At 60.1% G+C, this 18,475-nt stretch carries 15 protein-coding genes; 9 read left to right on the plus strand and 6 right to left on the minus strand.

Going from position 1 to position 18,475, the window contains the following annotated elements; genetic code table 11:
• Positions 1-144 precede the first annotated feature (144 nt).
• From ACYQ54_RS04410 to ade, 3 genes are all read right to left on the minus strand, one after another.
• Entirely contained in the window at positions 145-1,815 is a 1,671-nt protein-coding gene (locus ACYQ54_RS04410; RefSeq protein ID WP_460079714.1) for a long-chain-fatty-acid--CoA ligase, read from the minus strand.
• 305 nt (positions 1,816-2,120) lie between these two features.
• The gene (locus tag ACYQ54_RS04415; protein ID WP_460081675.1) at positions 2,121-3,278 is read right to left on the minus strand and encodes an AAA family ATPase; all 1,158 of its coding nucleotides are present in this window, start codon (positions 3,276-3,278) and stop codon (positions 2,121-2,123) included.
• 13 nt (positions 3,279-3,291) lie between these two features.
• A complete protein-coding gene (ade, locus tag ACYQ54_RS04420; protein ID WP_460079715.1) occupies positions 3,292-5,013 on the minus strand; it encodes an adenine deaminase in 1,722 nt (573 codons plus the stop codon).
• Positions 5,014-5,376: 363 nt separating this feature from the next.
• Here ade and ACYQ54_RS04425 point away from each other — a divergent pair, with 363 nt between their 5' ends.
• The 8 genes from ACYQ54_RS04425 (at position 5,377) to eda (ending at position 15,146) form a co-directional block, all read left to right on the plus strand.
• Positions 5,377-6,699, plus strand: a complete 1,323-nt coding sequence (locus ACYQ54_RS04425; protein ID WP_460079718.1) for an ROK family transcriptional regulator — start codon at positions 5,377-5,379, stop codon at positions 6,697-6,699.
• 24 nt (positions 6,700-6,723) lie between these two features.
• Positions 6,724-7,740: a substrate-binding domain-containing protein gene (locus tag ACYQ54_RS04430; protein ID WP_460079720.1), complete on the plus strand. Its 1,017-nt coding sequence runs from the start codon at positions 6,724-6,726 to the stop codon at positions 7,738-7,740.
• A gap of 81 nt (positions 7,741-7,821) precedes the next feature.
• Entirely contained in the window at positions 7,822-8,904 is a 1,083-nt protein-coding gene (locus tag ACYQ54_RS04435) for an ABC transporter permease (protein ID WP_460079722.1), read from the plus strand.
• On the plus strand, positions 8,880-9,677 hold the full coding sequence (locus ACYQ54_RS04440; protein ID WP_460079724.1) for an ATP-binding cassette domain-containing protein: 798 nt from the start codon (positions 8,880-8,882) through the stop codon (positions 9,675-9,677). The genes ACYQ54_RS04435 and ACYQ54_RS04440 overlap by 25 nt, the downstream gene beginning before the upstream one ends.
• A gap of 248 nt (positions 9,678-9,925) precedes the next feature.
• Entirely contained in the window at positions 9,926-10,873 is a 948-nt protein-coding gene (locus ACYQ54_RS04445; protein WP_460079725.1) for a carbohydrate kinase family protein, read from the plus strand.
• A 97-nt stretch (positions 10,874-10,970) separates the two neighbouring features.
• Positions 10,971-12,446: a glucose-6-phosphate dehydrogenase gene (gene zwf, locus ACYQ54_RS04450; RefSeq protein WP_460079727.1), complete on the plus strand. Its 1,476-nt coding sequence runs from the start codon at positions 10,971-10,973 to the stop codon at positions 12,444-12,446.
• A 136-nt stretch (positions 12,447-12,582) separates the two neighbouring features.
• Complete coding sequence (edd, locus tag ACYQ54_RS04455) at positions 12,583-14,403, plus strand: phosphogluconate dehydratase (RefSeq protein WP_460079728.1); 1,821 nt, start codon at positions 12,583-12,585, stop codon at positions 14,401-14,403.
• A gap of 104 nt (positions 14,404-14,507) precedes the next feature.
• A complete protein-coding gene (gene eda / locus ACYQ54_RS04460; RefSeq protein WP_460079730.1) occupies positions 14,508-15,146 on the plus strand; it encodes a bifunctional 4-hydroxy-2-oxoglutarate aldolase/2-dehydro-3-deoxy-phosphogluconate aldolase in 639 nt (212 codons plus the stop codon).
• 95 nt (positions 15,147-15,241) lie between these two features.
• On the opposite strand, the gene ACYQ54_RS04465 is transcribed toward eda, so the two are convergent.
• From ACYQ54_RS04465 to ACYQ54_RS04475, 3 genes are all read right to left on the minus strand, one after another.
• Positions 15,242-15,439, minus strand: coding sequence for a CsbD family protein (locus ACYQ54_RS04465; RefSeq protein WP_460079732.1), 198 nt, complete (start codon positions 15,437-15,439; stop codon positions 15,242-15,244).
• Between the two features lie 207 nt (positions 15,440-15,646).
• Positions 15,647-16,414: a PRC-barrel domain-containing protein gene (locus tag ACYQ54_RS04470; protein WP_460079733.1), complete on the minus strand. Its 768-nt coding sequence runs from the start codon at positions 16,412-16,414 to the stop codon at positions 15,647-15,649.
• Positions 16,415-16,803: 389 nt separating this feature from the next.
• Entirely contained in the window at positions 16,804-17,424 is a 621-nt protein-coding gene (locus tag ACYQ54_RS04475) for a PilZ domain-containing protein (RefSeq protein ID WP_460079734.1), read from the minus strand.
• Between the two features lie 237 nt (positions 17,425-17,661).
• Between ACYQ54_RS04475 and ACYQ54_RS04480 the strand changes: the two genes are divergently transcribed.
• Positions 17,662-18,453, plus strand: a complete 792-nt coding sequence (locus tag ACYQ54_RS04480) for a delta-class carbonic anhydrase (RefSeq protein ID WP_460079736.1) — start codon at positions 17,662-17,664, stop codon at positions 18,451-18,453.
• Positions 18,454-18,475: the final 22 nt, after the last annotated feature.

The raw sequence follows: 18,475 nt of genomic DNA on the forward strand, positions 1-18,475 counted from the left end.
CAAAAGGTCCGTGAACCAGCGAAGCCTTGCCCCCCTGGCCACCGCACAGACATTTCCTCGCAGCAGATCCGTATGCAAACCCCGGTCTCCGCCGGCTGAAGCGCTTTGTTGAAGGCGCTTCGGCTGCTTTCGACGGCCCAGCGCTCAGGCGCTCCGGGCTTCGGCCTCGGCCCGTTTCTGGGCTTCTTCCTCGACCAGTTCCTTTTTCGACAACTTGCCGACCATGGTTTTCGGCAGTTCGTCGCGGAATTCATAGTCACGCGGCAGTTCGATCGCCGACAGATGGTTCTTCAGGAAGACCTTCATGTCGTCGGCCGTGAGCGAGTAGCCTTCCTTCAACTTGATGAAGGCTTTCGGGGTCTGGCCTCGATAGGCGTCGGGCACGGCAATGACGATGGTTTCGTCGACCGCCTCATGCTGGTAGATCGCTTCCTCGATGACACGCGGATAGACGTTGTAGCCTGAGCACAGGATCAGGTCCTTGATCCGGTCGACCAGATAAATGAAGCCGCCATCATCCTGATAACCGACATCGCCCGTATGCAGATAACCGTCCTGGGTGATGGTTTCGGCAGTCGCTTCCTGCCGCTTCCAGTAGCCTTTCATCACCTGAGGACCATGCAACAGCAATTCACCCTTTTCGCCAGCCGGAACCTCGGTTTCGCGGTCCTCGATACTGACGAACCGGGCACTGGTGCCGGGCACCAGCCTACCGATGGACCCCGCCCGGCGGCTGTCGTCCAGCGGATTAACCGCTGCGACAGGAGACGTTTCGGTGAGGCCGTAACCTTCAACCAGAATACAGCCCGTGATCTTTTCGAAGCTTTCCTTCACCTCGACCGGCAACGGTGCACCACCCGACAGACAGATCTTGATGCTGGTAAGATCGTAATTCGCGGTCATGGGCGAATTGTTGATGGCTGTGTAGATTGTCGGCACCCCCGGGAACAGGGTCACTCTCTTGCGCTTGACCGCTTCCAGCAGGGACTTTAGCTCAAACCGTGGCTGCAGCACCATTTCGGCACCCAGGATGATCGACAGATTTTGCGCCACCGTCATCGCGAACACGTGGAAGAACGGCAGTACGCACAACATCTTTTCTTCGCCCGGCCGCGCCTTTTCAAATACGCAGCGCATCTGCTCGATATTGGCGGACAGGTTCTTGTGCGTCAGCATGGCGCCCTTGGGAACGCCGGTAGTGCCACCGGTATACTGCAGAACCGCAACATCGTTGGCCGGATCGATTGCAACCGGCTTGGGCTTGTCTCCCCTCGTCTGCAGGTCCTCGAAACGGATATGGTCGTCATCACGGGGAATGTCCGCCAGTTCCTTTCGCTTGAACAGGCTGAACAGCACCTTCTTGACCGTCGGCAGACACCAGGCCATCGGGCACACGATGATCTTGTCGAGCGCGCGTTCCTTGCGCACCTCCTCGACCTTGTCATAGATCACCTTAAGGTCCATGGTCACCATGATGCGCACATCGGCATCACGCGCCTGGAAGGACAATTCGCGCTCGACATAAAGCGGATTGAAGTTGGCGACCGTGCCACCGATTTTCAGAACCGCGAAGTAAAAGATCGTGTAGTAGGGCGTATTGGGCAGGCAGAGGCCGACGTGCACACCTGGCCCGACCCCCATCGCCTGAAGACCGGCCGCTGTCCTGTCGACCAGCGCGCCGATTTCGGCATAGGTCCACACCTTGCCCATGAAATCACAGGCAGGACGGGCGCCATGTTCCGCAACAGTCGTTTCGAGATACTCGTGTACTGGACGGGGCTTGAACGCCGCGTTCCACTCCTCCGCAGTCGTCATTACGTTCTCCAACGCGCTTTATCGCCTCACTGCGCGGACGGGCCTTCATCCTGAAATTTCGCGATCCGGACTGTATCCTTGGCACGAAATGGTCCTCCTCCAGGGCCCGGCCACCAATGAGGCGTTACCTCTTTGGGTCTTTCCTGACATGACGCAACCTTCCGTTCACGTCAACTCGCGACGTAACGACACCTCGTCATTTTTTTGCGCGCGAAGAACCATCCGATTAAGATAAGCCTGCTGAGCCAATTGGCAATAGAGACGTCAAATCAAAAACTTATCGACGGCAGTGCAAAACCGCCCGTTTATCTCTTTGGCCAGTTCCAGCGAGGTGCATCAGCGCCATCCACAACCGTCTCGCCAAGTTCCTTGCGCAGATCGTAGCGCATGCAGCCTCTTTCCGACGACAGCACGGACACCAGTTCTTCCGCGTGGGAAACGACGATCACCTGCGTCTTTTCCGCGGCCCGTGCAATCAGGCGGGCGAGAGGCTCCAGCAATGCCGGATGAAGGCTGGTTTCAGGCTCGTTCAACACCACCAAGGGCGCCGGGCGCGGCGACAGGAGCGCCGCCGTCAACAGGAGATACCGGAGCGTTCCGTCAGACAGTTCACTGGCCCGCAGCTCCCGCAACAGCCCCTTTTGCTGCATCAGCAGTTCAAAATAGCCGTCGTTGACCGAAATCCTGACGGATGCTCCGGGGAATGCGTCATCGACAGCCTCTTCCAGGGCCCGCTCGTCACCAATTTCCTGGATGGTCTGAAGAGCGGCGGCCAGATCCCCGCCATCCCCGCTCAGCACAGGTGTCCGTGTTCCTATCTTGGGAAACCGCGCGGGAGCGTCCCTGTCGGTGCGCAGGTGATCATAAAAACGCCAGGCGCGCATGCGTTCGCGCATGACCAGAAGTTCCAGACCGTCTTTCGGATCGGCGGCATGGGTCATCATGCTGTCGAAGCGGGCAAGGTTTTGGAAAACCGGTATGCGCTGCCCCTGGCTGTTGAGAACCCGAACCGTCGGGCCGTTTCTGGCCGCGATCTCGTTCGAGCGGGACAAGGCTTCGCCGGCCCAAAGAGCCTCGGCCTTGATTTCCGGATCCATGGAAAACAGCGACCGCCCGGCGTCCGCCGGCAGACCGAGATCTATCGCATAGCCGTAATCCTCATCGGCAAAGCCGAGCTTCAGACTGACCACGCCCTTGCGCACGGTTCCCTGAACCGGCACTTCGCCCTTTTTCATCGCCCTGGAAAAAGCTTCAGGCCCTGCCCAGAGCGTCGAATTGAGGCCACCTTCCGCTGCCAGCGAGGCGATCGCCTGGCCTTGCGAGACTTCCGCCAGCAAACGGACCGACCGGTAAAGGCTCGACTTGCCGCTGCCGTTCGCACCCGTCACCAGGGTGATGCGGTCGAGCGGCAAGACGATGTCGCGTAGCGAGCGGTATCCGGAAACGGCAAGAGTGAGGATCATCGAAAGACCTGTTTCAGCTCCCTTGATCCACCAGTTCGAACTTGTTGACATCGAAGACGCCGAAATCGGTGATCTTCAGATGCGGAATGACCGGCAAAGGCAGGAAGGCGACCTGCAGAAACGGTTCGGCCAGCGTACAGCCGAGATCCTTGGCGGCGGCGCGAAGGTGCTCCAGTTCCTCCTTCACCGTTTCGAACGGCTCCAGGCTCATCAGTCCCGCCAGCGGCAGGGCAAGTTCGGCTTTCACACCATCCTTGTCGGCAACCGCAAATCCACCCTTCATGGCGATCACCCGGTTGACCGCGTGGGCCATGGCTTCCTCATCCGCGCCGACCACGCAGATGTTGTGGCTGTCATGGCCGACGGACGAAGCAATTGCGCCCTGTTTCATGCCGAAACCATTGACGAAACCGAGGCCAATGTTGCCAGTGCCCTTGTGCCGCTCCACGACGGCGACCTTCAGCACATCCTGATCAAGATCGGCCAGCGTCTTGCCGCCGGTCACCGGCAAGGTGCGCTTCAGGTGTTCAGTGATAATCCTGCCCGGCACCACACCGATAACGTCGGCCTCGCTGTTGCGCGCCGGTATATCGAACTTTGACGCGGTGACCTCATCGACATGCACGCTGTCGAGGCCAACCGGCGGGACGATGGTTCTTTTTGCAAAAGCTTCGTCCGTCGCCTGAACACCGCCGCAGATCACTTGCGCCACACGGCAATCGGCAAAGTCACTCAACAGCGCAATGTCTGCGCGCTTGCCCGGCGCAATCACGCCCCTGTCTTTCAGGCCAAAGGCATTGGCCGCCGACCAGCTCGCGGTCCGATAGGCGTCCAGCGGGCGGATGCCCTTGGCGATCAGGCGGCGGATCATGCTGTCGAGGTGGCCTTCCTCGGCAATATCGAGCGGATTGCGGTCGTCCGTGCACAGCGCGACGAAAGCCGAAACATCCGGTGTCAGGATCGGAGCCAGCGCTTCCAGGTCCTTGGAAACGGAGCCTTCCCGCATCAGGATCGTCATGCCTTTGGCGAGCTTTTCCAGCGCCTCCTCGGCGGAGGTTGCCTCGTGGTCGGTGCGGATGCCTGCGGCCAGATAACCGTTGAGGCCGATGCCCTGAAGCAGAGGCGCATGGCCGTCGATATGACCGTCCTGAAAGGCGGCAAGCTTCGCCAGCACCTTGGGATCGCGCGCAAGCACACCTGGAAAATTCATGAATTCGGCAAGGCCGATCACACTCGGATGACCGCGGAACGGCAGCAGGTCCTCGATCTCCAGGCAGGCCCCGGCTGTCTCAAAAGCCGTTGCGGGAACGCAGGACGAGAGATTGACCTTGAGGTCCATCACCGTTTCCAGAGAACTGTCCAGGAAATAACGGATCCCTTCGGCACCCAGTACATTTGCGATCTCATGCGGGTCGCAAATGGCGGTGGTGACACCGTGTGGAAGAACGCAGCGGTCGAACTCGAACGGCGTCACCAGAGACGATTCCACATGAAGATGCGTGTCGATGAAGCCCGGAACTGCAGTCAGCCCGCTGCCATCAATGGTTTCCGCGGCTTCATACTGCCCGTGTGTGCCGACGATCCTGTCACCGACGATCGCAATATCCGTTTCAATCGTCGACCCATCGACAACGCTGAACAGGCTGACATTCCTGATCACCAGATCGGCAGGGCGCTCGCCCGCCCCGGCGGCAATCGCCCGTTCCAGAAACGCTTCATCATGTGTGGCCGGCATTTTTTATCTCCGATTCTCGTCCTTCCCCGACAATACGGATGTTGAAAGCTCCGGCAACGATTTCACGAAGGTGTGGTAGGATATCCTGCACGATAGAGCTGAAAAGCAAACCGCCATTCGTCCTTGTGCATTCGCCTGCACCGAGGAAGCGCCAGACCGGTCCTTGCCGGAAAATTGTTACCGAGGCCGGGAAAATTTTTTCGTGTTATTGCGCAGCCACTTACCGCGCCACAATACGAAAAACGTGCATTGCAAAACAGATTGCGATTGACAGCCGGGCCACATAAGCGAATAATTTTATCACACTTATTTATTCTGATGCCGCCGACAAGAGCAGGCAGTTCCTGGGGAGGAGCAAGACTGGTGGAGGACACGCGCAAAAGCGGCCGTGGTTCGAATTCCGCGCAATTGCGTCGGTATAACGAGCGCATCGTACTTCAGATCCTTCGACGTGCTGGTGAGGCCTCCAAGGCAGAACTCGCCCGGGCAGTACAGCTGACCAACGCGGCCATCGGCGCCATCATCCAGAACCTCATTGAGGAAGGTTTGATCGTGGAAGCCGGCAAGCGCCACGACGGCAGCCGCGGACAACCGGCCACCATCCTTCGTCTTGCCCCGCGTGGCGCCTTTTCCTTCGGGGTGCGGCTCGACCGTACCAACATGGAAACCGTGCTGATGGATTTTTCCGGTCAGCTGATCGCGCGCCGGCTGCATGACATGATACTGCCCGCGCCGGAACAGGCGCTGGAAATCCTGAAGGACGACCTGGATTTCCTGCGTCAGAACCTGAGCAAGGAAGACCAGTCCCGCATCACCGGCATCGGCCTGGCACAACCGTTCAACCTCGGCGCATGGCTGCACGAACTCGGCCTGCCCCAGGCCGATTTCATGAAGTGGGAAGATTTCGATCTTGCCGACGCCCTGGAAAAAGCCACGGACCTGCCCGTGTTCAGCGAGAATGACGGCACGGCGGCGGCCGTGGCCGAACTCTTCTACGGGCTTGGCCGGCAGAACGACAATTTTGTCTATCTGTTCCTCGGACCTGCCATCGGTGGCGGCCTGATCCTGAAAGGGGATGTCGTGAGGGGCGTGTCCGGCAATGCGGGCGACGTCGCCATGATCCCCGTGCCGCCAAGCACGCTGACCACCGCGCCGAAGGCCCGCAATTCCTGGGACCTGCTTTTGACCCGCGCATCGCTGGTGGCGCTTGCCCGGCACATGTCGCCGGAGGATTTTGCAAAGCTCAATCGCTCCGACCTTCAGCACGCGGTGGAAACCGACCACCCGAAATACACTGAATGGCTGGAAGACTGCGCCGAAGCGCTCGCGCTTGCCCTGCGCTCGGCCTATGCGCTTCTGGATGTTCCACTGGTCGTTCTCGACGGCGATCTCGGCGGCCCGTTCCCGGAGGCTTTTCGCACCGCCCTGAGGAAGGCGGTCGAGAAAGCCGCGCCGGAAAAACGGCTGTCGCCGGACATCGAGATCGGCAGCTTCGGCCATGACGCTGGCGCCATCGGCGCAGCCAGTCTGCCGCAATTTTTCAATTTCTCGCCCAGGGCAGCGATCCTGACGGGCGGGAAAGACACCGGACCCGCCGGGGCTGGCAGCTCGGAGGATAGAGCCAGCTTTCCGGCACGGGCAGCACGGTTGGGGTCACATCTGGCCGCACCCAACCGTTCAACCTGAATTGGCCAGGGAGGAAAAACGCAAATGATCCGCAAACTACTCGCCACCGGTTCCGTTCTCGCCGCAATGGCTGCCGCACCGGCAGCCGCAGCAGACGTCTCCGCCTGTCTCATCACCAAGACGGACACCAACCCGTTCTTCGTGAAAATGAAGGAAGGCGCCACCGCGAAGGCTGAAGAACTCGGCATCGAGCTGAAGTCCTTTGCCGGCAAGATCGACGGCGACCATGAAACCCAGGTAGCAGCGATTGAAACCTGCATTGCCGACGGCGCCAAGGGCATCCTGCTGACCGCATCCGACACCTCGTCCATCGTGCCGGCAGTGCAGCAGGCTCGCGACGCCGGTCTTCTGGTGATTGCACTCGACACTCCGCTCGACCCGATTGACGCGGCCGACGCAACCTTCGCCACCGACAACTTCAAGGCCGGTGAGCTGATCGGCCAGTGGGCCGCAGCCAGCCTGGGCGACGAGGCAGCCAATGCCAAGATCGCAATGCTCGACCTCGGCATCAGCCAGCCGACCGTCGGCGTGCTGCGCGACCAGGGCTTCCTGCAGGGCTTCGGTATCGACCTGGGCGACCCGAACAAATGGGGTGATGAAACCGATCCGCGCATCGTGGGCAACGACGTGACCGCGGGCAACGAGGAAGGCGGCCGCAAGGCCATGGAAAACCTGCTCGCCAAGGACCCGATGGTCAACGTGGTCTACACGATCAACGAACCGGCAGCCGCGGGGGCCTATGAAGCCCTGAAGGCCATCGGCCGCGAAAACGACGTGCTGATCGTGTCTGTCGACGGCGGCTGCCCGGGCGTTCAGAACGTCAAGGACGGCGTCATCGGCGCGACCTCGCAGCAGTACCCATTGCTGATGGCATCGCTCGGCATCGAGGCGATCAAGGCCTGGGCTGACAATGGCACAAAGCCGGAGCCGACCCCGGGCAAGGACTTCTTCGACACCGGTGTGGCCCTTGTGACCGACAAGCCGGTCGAAGGGGTTGATTCCATCGACACCGCCAAGGGCACGGATCTGTGCTGGGGCTAAGGCACCTTTAAGCGAGATCGAAAGGGGCATGGGCAACCTTGCCCCTTTTTTCAAAACCGGCGCAAAGAAGGTTAAACGGGCATGACCTTAGATAGCAAAACGGCAAACGGGCCGGCGGATTACGAATCCGCGTTGGCCTCCGGGCCGCAAGCCGTCGCCTCATTCGATGACGAACGTCATGGAATCGGGCAAAAAATCCAGCACACGCTGCACCAGACCCCATCACTGGTTCCACTGATCGTTCTGGTAATCTCCCTTATCGTCTTCGGGCTTCTGCTCGGATCGAAACTGTTCTCCCCCTTCGCACTGACACTGATTCTGCAGCAGGTCCAGATTGTCGGCATCGTGGCCGCGGCACAGAGCCTCGTTATCCTGACCGCCGGCATCGACCTGTCGGTCGGTGCCATCATGGTGCTGTCATCCGTCGTGATGGGGCAATTCACCTTCCGATACGGCCTGCCGGTGGAGATTTCCATCGTCTGCGGGCTGATCTGCGGCACCTTGTGCGGCTATCTCAACGGCTTTCTTGTCGCCATTGTCAAACTGCCTCCCTTCATCGTGACGCTCGGCATGTGGCAGATCGTGCTTGCCACCAACTTCCTCTATTCGGCCAACGAAACCATCCGGTCGCAGGAAATCGCAGAAGTCGCACCGCTGCTTCAGTTCTTCGGCAACAAGGTCAATGTCGGCGGCGCCATTTTCACCTATGGCGTCATCTTCATGGTGGTTCTGGTGCTGGTTCTGGCCTATTCGCTGCGACAGACCGCCTGGGGACGGCATGTCTACGCCGTCGGCGACGATCCGGAAGCCGCGCAGCTTTCGGGCGTGCAGGTGAAGAAGGTGCTGATTTCGGTCTACATGCTGTCCGGCCTCATCTGCGCCTTTGCCGGCTGGGCCATGATCGGCCGCATCGGCTCGGTTTCGCCCACCACCGGTCAGTTGGCCAACATCGAATCCATCACTGCCGTGGTGATCGGCGGCATTTCGCTCTTCGGCGGGCGCGGCTCCGTGCTCGGCACCCTGTTCGGCGCGCTCATCGTCGGTGTGTTCACGCTCAGCCTGCGCCTGCTCGGCGCGGATGCGCAGTGGACCTATCTGCTGATCGGCATTCTCATCATCGGCGCGGTCGCGATCGACCAATGGATCAGAAAGGTATCTGTGTGATGGAACCTGTCCTGCAAGCGCGTAAACTGGTCAAGCGCTACGGCCGTGTTGTGGCTATGGACCGAGCGGATTTCGAACTCTACCCGGGCGAGATCCTCGCCGTGATCGGCGACAACGGGGCGGGCAAATCCACCCTGATCAAGGCTCTCAGCGGTGCCGTGCAGCCTGATGGCGGCGAGATCCTGCTCGACGGCAAGCCCGTTCACTTCACCTCGCCTATCGACGCCCGGGAAGCCGGCATCGAGACCGTCTATCAGACCCTGGCAATGTCCCCTGCCCTGTCGATCACCGACAACATGTTCATGGGCCGGGAGCTGAAGAAACCCGGCTTCCGGGGCTCCGTGCTACGCCAGCTGGACCGAAAGAAGATGGAGGAGATCGCCCGTGAAAAGCTGAACGAGCTCGGCCTTCTCACCATTCAGAACATCAACCAGGCCGTCGAAACGCTTTCCGGCGGTCAGCGCCAGGGGGTGGCGGTGGCCCGGGCGGCTGCCTTCGGATCCAAGGTGGTGATCATGGACGAACCGACTGCGGCTCTCGGCGTCAAGGAAAGCCGGCGCGTGCTGGAGCTGATCAAGGATGTCAGGGAAAGGGGCTTGCCCATCGTGCTGATCAGTCACAACATGCCCCATGTCTTCGAGGTCGCCGACCGTATCCATATCCACCGGCTGGGCAGTCGTGCCTGTGTCATCAAACCGTCGGACTTTTCCATGTCCGATGCGGTGGCGATCATGACCGGAGCCATGGATCCGCCGGAAACTCTGGCGGCCTAGGCTTGGAAAGAAAACCGGGGGCGCCTGTTTCGGGCGCCTCCTGCTCCCCGCCTCATCCTGAGGAGAACCGGCAGGTTCGTCTGGAAGGATGGGCGGCAAGTTCGGTGCCGGAAGCCCATCTTTCGAGACGGCGATTGGCCCTCCTCAGGATGAGGCGGTAGTCAGATTTGCTGCAGCCGGAAAATGATAGACAGTCACGAACCCGCCATCGGGGCGGGTTCAGGGAACGACGAAAGACCTGAACGTATATGTTTTTGATTTGCGGTGAAGCACTGTTCGACCTGTTTGGCGAAGCCGGTTCCGGCGACAGTGTTTCTTTCGACGCCCGTATCGGCGGCTCACCCTTCAACGTTGCCATGGGGCTTGCTCGCCTTGAAGAGGATGCAGGATTTTTCGGCGGCATCTCGCGCGATGCGCTCGGTGAACGGCTGGTGCAGAAGTTCCGGAGCGAAGGCGTCTCGGAGCGCTACATCCTGCGGACCGATTACCTGACGACGCTGAGCCTCGTCCAGAAGGACGACCACGGATCGCCCGCTTATACATTCTACGGCGAGAACGCCGCCGACCGCATGGTTACGGTGGACGATCTGCCGGATTTCGATGAACCGCCGCAGTTCCTTCACATCGGATCCTATACGGCGCTCGTCGAGCCGGTATCGGCCGCCTTCAAGGCATTGATCGAGCGCGAGCGGACTCATACGCTTGTTTCTTTCGACCCGAACATCCGTCCGACCGTGGTGCCGGACATGGCGCTCTGGCGCCGCAATACCGAAAGCCTCGTACCGTTGACGGATGTGGTCAAAGTGTCCGACGAGGATCTGGCCCTGATCGCTCCGGGTGAACCTGTCGAGACGATTGCCCGCACCTGGCTGGGCATGGGGGCTTCGCTGGTGATTGTCACGCGTGGCGGTGACGGTGCGACCGCCTTTGCCAATGGCATCGAGGTCAGCCGCCCGGGCATCAAGGTGGCGGTCGAAGACACGGTCGGCGCGGGCGACACCTTCCAGGCGGCACTGCTGGCCGGGTTGAAGCATCTTGGTGCCACCAGCCGCGAGACACTTGCAGCCCTTGACGCAGGCCAGTTGAATCGTCTTCTTGATTTTGCCGTCGGGGCTGCGGCCATCACCTGCTCCCGGCGCGGAGCCGACCTGCCGCGCAGGAATGAACTGGAAAAAGAGTGGTCGGCCCTGAAATGAGGGGCTGACAAGAGAATTAAATCGATTTAAAAGGCAGTCGAAAACGGTCCAGGCCGATGCGGCCCACGGACTGGCAGCTGTGAGAAGGGATGTGTTTATGGCGGTACGCGTCATTGAAGTTGAAGAATTCGACCTCGTCGTTTTCGGAGCCTCCGGAGACCTTGCCCACCGCAAGCTTCTGCCTGCCCTTTACCACCGCGACGCCGACGGCCAGATGCCGGAAAGCGCGCGCATCATCTGCAGCGCCCGCCGCGACTATTCAGACGACGACTATCGCGACTATGCCAAAGCCGCGCTTGAAGAACACGTCAAGGATCTGGACGACGAGCATCTGCAGCAGTTCCTGAAGCGCCTGCGCTACGTCAAGATCGACATCGCAACCGGCGATGGCTTCGAGGATCTGAAAACCATTCTGGATGAACGTCCCGATGTCATCCGCGCCTTCTATCTTGCGGTCGGTCCGGACCTGTTCGGCACGATCTCCGAGAACCTCGGCCGCATCGGCGTCGTCAACGACCATTCCCGCGTCGTCATGGAAAAGCCCATCGGCAAGGACGGCAAGTCCGCCAGGGCGCTCAACGACACCGTCGGCGCCGTCTTCAAGGAAGACCAGATCTTCCGTATCGACCACTATCTCGGCAAGGAAACGGTGCAGAACCTGATGGCTCTGCGCTTTGCCAACGCCCTGTTCGAGCCGCTCTGGAATGCGGCACATATCGACCATGTGCAGATCACTGTGGCCGAGTCGCTCGGCACGGGTGGCCGCGCCGGCTACTACGATACCGCAGGCGCTCTGCGCGACATGGTGCAGAACCACATCCTGCAGCTGCTCTGCCTGGTGGCAATGGAGCCGCCGGAAAGCATGAACGCCGACAGCGTGCGTGACGAGAAGCTGAAGGTTCTGAAAGCCCTTGCCCCGATCGACGAGCAGAGCATCGACAAACTGACCGTGCGTGGCCAGTACCGTGCGGGCGCTTCAGCCGGCGGTGCGGTTCCGGGCTACCTGGAAGAACTCGGAAACAACGAGAGCCGGACGGAAACCTTCGTCGCCCTGAAGGCGGAAATCGCCAACTGGCGTTGGGCCGGCGTGCCCTTCTACCTGCGCACCGGAAAGCGCCTTGCCCAGCGTGTGTCGGAGATTGTCGTCCAGTTCCGCCCGATCCCGCATTCGATCTTCGACGTTGAAGCCGGCGCCATAACCGCCAACCGCCTGATCATCCGCCTTCAGCCGGATGAAGGCGTGCAGATGCAGATCATGATCAAGGACCCCGGCCCCGGCGGCATGCGTTTGCGCCAGGTCCCACTCGACATGAGTTTTGCCGAAGCCTTCAAGGTGCGTAACCCGGATGCCTACGAGCGCCTGATCATGGACGTGATCCGCGGTAACCAGACCCTGTTCATGCGCCGCGACGAAGTCGACGCCGCCTGGGCATGGATCGACCCGATCCAGGCTGCATGGGCTGCCTCCAAGGAAACGCCGAAAGGCTATACCGCCGGCACCTGGGGCCCGTCGGCCTCCATCGCGCTGGTGGAGCGCGACGGCCGCACCTGGGCCGAAGACGACGGCAACTGATACTGCGCGCAAGGCCCGGCCTTGCGCGTCTCCGGCCTCTTAAATCGATTAGAGAGCGGCAAGCATGCCGCAACGCCCTATGTGCCGGACATAGGACCAGCCAGGCCGCGACGCGGCTAGCAAAGGATTTGAAGCAATGACCATCCAGGATCGCATTGGCGACGTCACCGAACGGATCGTCAAACGCAGTCACGACAGCCGCTCAAGATATCTGGACCGCATCGGCAAGGCCGCTGACAAGGGACCGCAGCGCTCGCGCCTGTCCTGCGGCAACCTTGCCCATGGTTTTGCCGCCTGTGGCCTCTCCGACAAGCAGGCCCTGTCCGGCGACGTGGTGCCGAACCTCGGCATCATCACCTCCTATAACGACATGCTGTCGGCTCATCAGCCTTACGAAACCTATCCGGCCCTGATCCGCGATGCCGCCCATGAAATCGGCGCCGTTGCCCAGGTGGCCGGAGGTGTTCCGGCCATGTGCGATGGCGTCACCCAGGGCCAGGACGGCATGGAACTGTCGCTGTTTTCCCGCGACGTGATTGCCATGGCAGCCGCCGTCGGCCTGTCGCACCAGATGTTCGATGCCGCCGTCTTTCTCGGCATCTGCGACAAGATCGTGCCTGGCCTTGCGATCGCCGCCCTCTCTTTCGGCCACCTGCCGGCGGTGTTCGTCCCGGCTGGTCCGATGCCGACCGGCATCTCCAACGACGAGAAGTCGAAAATCCGCCAGCTCTATGCCGAAGGCAAGGTCAGCCGCGATGCCCTTCTGGAAAGTGAATCCCGTGCCTACCATTCGCCGGGCACCTGCACCTTCTACGGCACTGCCAACTCCAACCAGATGCTGATGGAGATCATGGGCCTGCATATGCCGGGCGCTTCCTTCGTCAATCCGGGCACACCGCTGCGCGACGCCCTGACAAGGGAAGCTGCCAAGCGCGCGATCGCGATTTCCGCGCTCGGCAACGAGTTCACGCCGGCCGGCGAAGTGATCAGCGAAAAGGCGATCGTCAACGGCGTTGTCGGCCTGCACGCGACCGGTGGTTCGACCAACCACACCATGCATCTGGTGGCAATCGCGGCGGCCGCCGGCATCAAGCTGACCTGGGACGATATTTCCGACCTGTCCGACGTCGTGCCGCTGCTGGCCCGCGTCTATCCGAACGGAAAGGCCGACGTGAACCACTTCCAGGCCGCCGGTGGCCTGGCCTTCCTGATCCGCGAGCTCCTGGGTGATGGCTACCTGCACCAGGACGTCAAGACGGTCTACGGTACTGATCTGTCCGGCTATACCGTGGAAGCCAAACTGGATGCCGACGGCAACGTGCACCGCGAGGAAGTTCCCGAAACATCCGGAGACGAGACGGTCCTCGCTCCGGTGTCAAAGGCCTTCCAGCCAACCGGCGGCCTGAAGATGCTCACCGGCAATATGGGCAAGGCCGTCATCAAGATTTCGGCGGTTGCCAAGGAACGCCATATCATCGAGGCACCGGCACGCGTCTTCCACGACCAGAACGATTTCCTGACAGCCTTCAACAACAAGGAACTGACGGGAGACGTTGCCGCCGTGGTTCGGTTTCAGGGCCCGAAGGCGATCGGCATGCCGGAACTGCACAAGCTGACGCCCTGCCTCGGCATCCTTCAGGATCGCGGCCACAAGGTCGCCCTGATTACCGACGGCCGCATGTCCGGCGCATCCGGCAAGGTGCCGGCGGCAATCCACGTGACCCCGGAAGCTGCCGCCGGAGGCCCCATCGCCAGGATCCGCGACGGTGACATGATCCGCGTCGATGCGGTGACGGGTAAGCTGGAAGTGCTGGTCGACGAAGCCGAATTCAACGCCCGCCCGCTGGCCGAAGCGGATCTGAGCGAGAGCCACTTCGGCACCGGCCGGGACCTGTTCGCCGCCTTCCGCGGCGCGGTCGGCACGGCCGATACCGGCGCGCATGTGTTCGGTGATTAAGGATCAGGCCCATACCGGCCAGATGAATTTGGCACGATAGGTTTTGCGATCTGCTCCAGCCGGGTTTGGTGTGGGGGCGACAAGAAAGAGATTTTGGAGGCGACATGGCCCAGGACATTGAAAAGATCGAAAAGGTAATGTGCGCGGCGCCGGTCATTCCGGTGCTGATCGTGGACGACCCTAAAAAAGCCGTTCCCATGGCCGAAGCGCTTGTGCGCGGTGGTCTGCCCGCTATCGAGATCACACTGCGCACAGCCCGTGCGCTGGAAGCGATCAACGCGGTCAACGAGCACGTGGAAGGCGCGATTGTCGGTGCCGGTACCGTGCTGGACGGCAAGCAATATGACGCTGCTGTTTCTGCAGGCGCCCGCTTCATCGTCTCCCCCGGCGCGACCGCAAACCTGCTGGATGCCGCAGACCAGCACAGCGTGCCGCTGCTTCCTGGTGCGGCGACTGCATCGGAAGTCATGTTCCTGCTGGAACGCGGATACGAAAGGCTGAAATTCTTCCCGGCTGAACAGGCGGGTGGCGCGTCTTACCTGAAGTCACTCTCCTCGCCGCTGGCGGCGGCCAAGTTCTGCCCCACCGGCGGTGTCAGCCTCGACAAGGCTCCCGATTACCTCAAACTGCCGAACGTCCTGTGCGTTGGCGGTTCATGGATTGCGGATGCCAAGGCGATTGCAGCGGACGACTGGTCAGGCATTGAAGCGCGCGCAAAGGCGGCAGCGGCCATGAAAGTCTGAGCACCGGTGATCTGGCCTGCGAGGGCCCCGGCTAAATTCACAAACGAAAAGAGCCGGGCGAAAAATCGCCCGGCTCTTTTTCATACATCTGACGATTAGTGGCGGCTTGCCCACTCATCAACTTCGCGCTCTGCTTCATCGCGCGACTTGCCGTAGAGCTCCTGGATCTTGCCTGCGAGCTGGTCGCGATTGCCTTCGATCCGGTCCAGGTCGTCGTCGGTCAGCTTGCCCCACTGTTCCTGGGCCTTGCCTTTAACCTGTTTCCAATTGCCTTCGATAATGTCCCAGTTCATTTCGTTTCTCCTTAAATGAGCCGCCGGGCGAACGGTTCGAATGTGTGCCGGTCGGCTGTTAGGGGTCTGTGGGTTTCGATGGCCCTGATGCGGGTTTCACACCGCCTGGTCAGGAGCACACCCTTCAGGCCCGGTTTGGTAGAGCCCTGTCGAGCACCTGGCCTGACCGCGCGGGCAAACTGCACCGCGCAATCAAGAGATCTCTCGTTACTGGGTCGCTTCGTAGGTCGGCTGTGCTTCCAGCTGTTCCTTCGTTGCACCCACGTAGATCCGCAGGTCGCTGCCATCTTCTTCGCGAATGATCTGCAGCTCGTCGAAGGTCATGGCAACCGGCTTTTCGCCAATGCCCAGGAAGCCACCGATGTCCAGCACAACCTTCTGGATCTGACCGTCTTCGGAGATCACAAGCTGGTCGATTTCGCCGATGTCTTCATCATTGGCGTCATAGACACGTGCTTCCTGGAAGTCGTCCGCAGTCAGTTCCGCGACGCTCGCCTCCATGTAACCTTCGCGTTCAACCTCGGCACGCGGCAACAGCGGGCGTCCGTCAGCGTCGGTTTCCGGCGCCATTGCCGTGTCGGTGGCCGCAGGTTTCGCCTCGGTCATTTCGGCTGTCTCGGACTTTTCCATGGCGCGGTCCGGATCTTCATAGGGCGCCGCACTCGTCAGCACGTCCTTGTTGGCATTGACGACCAGGAAGTAGTCGTCAGCATCGTCCTGTTCGCGGACGACCTTGAGCTGATCCATCGGCAGGGCGATGTCCTTTTCGCCAATCCCGAGGAAGCCGCCTACACCAAGCACAACAGCTTTCACGGAGCCGTCAAACCCCAGGATCACATCGTTGACTTCACCGATGTCGTCCCAGTCTTTTTCTTCGTCGGCCTTTGCCTGATAATCTTCATTGAACCGGTCGTAGTTTTCTTCGACCGAATAGATCCGCATGCCGATCAGGTCGGATGCAAGAATGTCGTTCATGCTTGCAGACTCATTATATTCATAAGTCTGAAGAGGCTTTACTTCATCTGCTGCGTAAAGCGATGTCGTCAACATCAAGGACATCGCAGTTGCGGTGATAATCCGTTTCATAATATTACATCCTCTCACAGTGATTTCCATGGCCTGCAACATCAGTATTTCTATTGATGAAGCGGTTACTGTGAGAACAACTGAACGTGGGAGAAGTTCCGGGCTAAAAACTATTTTTTGACAAAAAAGTGGAAGTGACCACTTTCCAGCGCAAGCGGATCACCGGGCTAAAACGGGACACGATCAGCGCACAACACCGCTTCTCCCCGCGGCCTCTGGAGCCGGCACAGGTACAGCATTCAATATGTGGAAGCAGGTGTGGATCAGCCCGTGTCAGGTCAGGCGTTCTGCGCTTCTTCGGAGTCCATTTCGGTTTCTCCGTCAATCTCATCATCGCCGTCTGCGGAATCGTCATCCCGTTCCAGGGTCCGGTCCCAAAGCAAACGCATCCCGGCGGAAGTGTCGTTGCGCCATGCGAATTCGGCAACAACCGGTCTTTCGAATTTCTTCATCGTCAGCAGCACTTCCTCTGGAAGCGCTGTCAGGCCCCTTGCGGTTATGCGGCAACCGTTCTTGCCTGCATCGACGATAGTGCCGCTGATTTCCGTAATGCCGTCAAAATCGGCGATCGTCACAGGAATGCTGACATTGTTCCGTTTTTCACGGCGCTTGTCCGAAACGGAGTTTTCGCTCTTGGCGAAAACAACCGCGGCATCATTGCCTTTCACCGAGGTGACATGGGCCTTCACAAGCTTGCTCGCGTCCTTGGGCCGAACGCCAATATTCTTGTAGAGCTCAACGATGTCCGGCGAGGTCAACCGAAAGCCCCATTCGCTGATGTTTGACGCAACCGCGTTGATCACCGAGAGGTTGTCGAAGTCAACAACGAGAACCTCCTCCTCGGCGTCGGGTTGATCGAGCAGATGGGACAGACCGTGTGATTTGTTTTCGGAATTCATAGATTTAGTTTACCTTGAGGAAACTTTCATTTCACTTAAAATGAAGTCTCTTTTCTGAATATATCGTTGTTTTCCGCCAACTTTGGGCCTGGTTGCCCGAATCAATCTGACAACCTGAGCAATTTTCGCACTTGGCGCCCCGGCGAAAAGCGCGTTCAACTAAGGCACGTTCATTCGGTTCCCACTTTCCAGAACGAGTGTCCTTCAGCCTGCCTCCCCCCTACCCAGGAGTTCTCCATGGTTAAATACATCGGACTGGCATTTGCGGCTGTCGCAAGCCTTGGCTTTCTTTCCCAAGCACAAGCAGAAGAACTCTGTCAGGGCTTCGGCCCGCAGACACCACGTGACATTTCGCAGACCGCGGGACTGAACGCGGCCACAGTCTCAATTGCACCATCCGCCGACAAGCTGAACCTGTGCAACATCCACACGCACACGAACGCGGAACACAAGGGCCCGGGCTTTACTGTTTTTGCCGGTGACGGCGAACATGGAGGTTATCAGTGCAACGAAACTGCCGACCTGACCGAGGCCGAGCTGGCCGCACCCGACGGCGAGGCCTTTCATAACGTCAAGCCTGGAGACACGATCGAGGTTCACTGGGTCCACACGTCCTGCAACGTCACTCCGGGCGAAGGGCTCGGCTCCTGCCTGAGCGACGCCTGTGCGAACCCGCAGCTTCGCGTCGAAGCACAGGTCTTCCTGGTCGTGAACGATCCGAACGCCCTCAGCTTTCTCGACTTCGACTACGACGGCAATATCGTGAACGGCCGTCACCAGGCCAAGGCGTTGCCGGAGGGAACGGGCACTCCGGTTACCTTCATCGGGTCGACAACAGGCCCAAGCTTCACGCAGTCGACATGCTCCCCGCTTCAGGTAACCTGGAGTGTGCATCCGCAATGCGCCAAGCTGGACATCAACTCGCTCAACGCCTGGGCGGAACAAGGCAATGTCTTCAAGGAAGACCATTCCCACGGTGTCCGTCAGCTCGTGACAGCCCCTGAACTGCTGGCCCCGATCGCCAACTGATCGACCTTGTGCCGCCGGAGAC

It is taken from the genome of Roseibium sp. LAB1 (genome assembly GCF_054658235.1).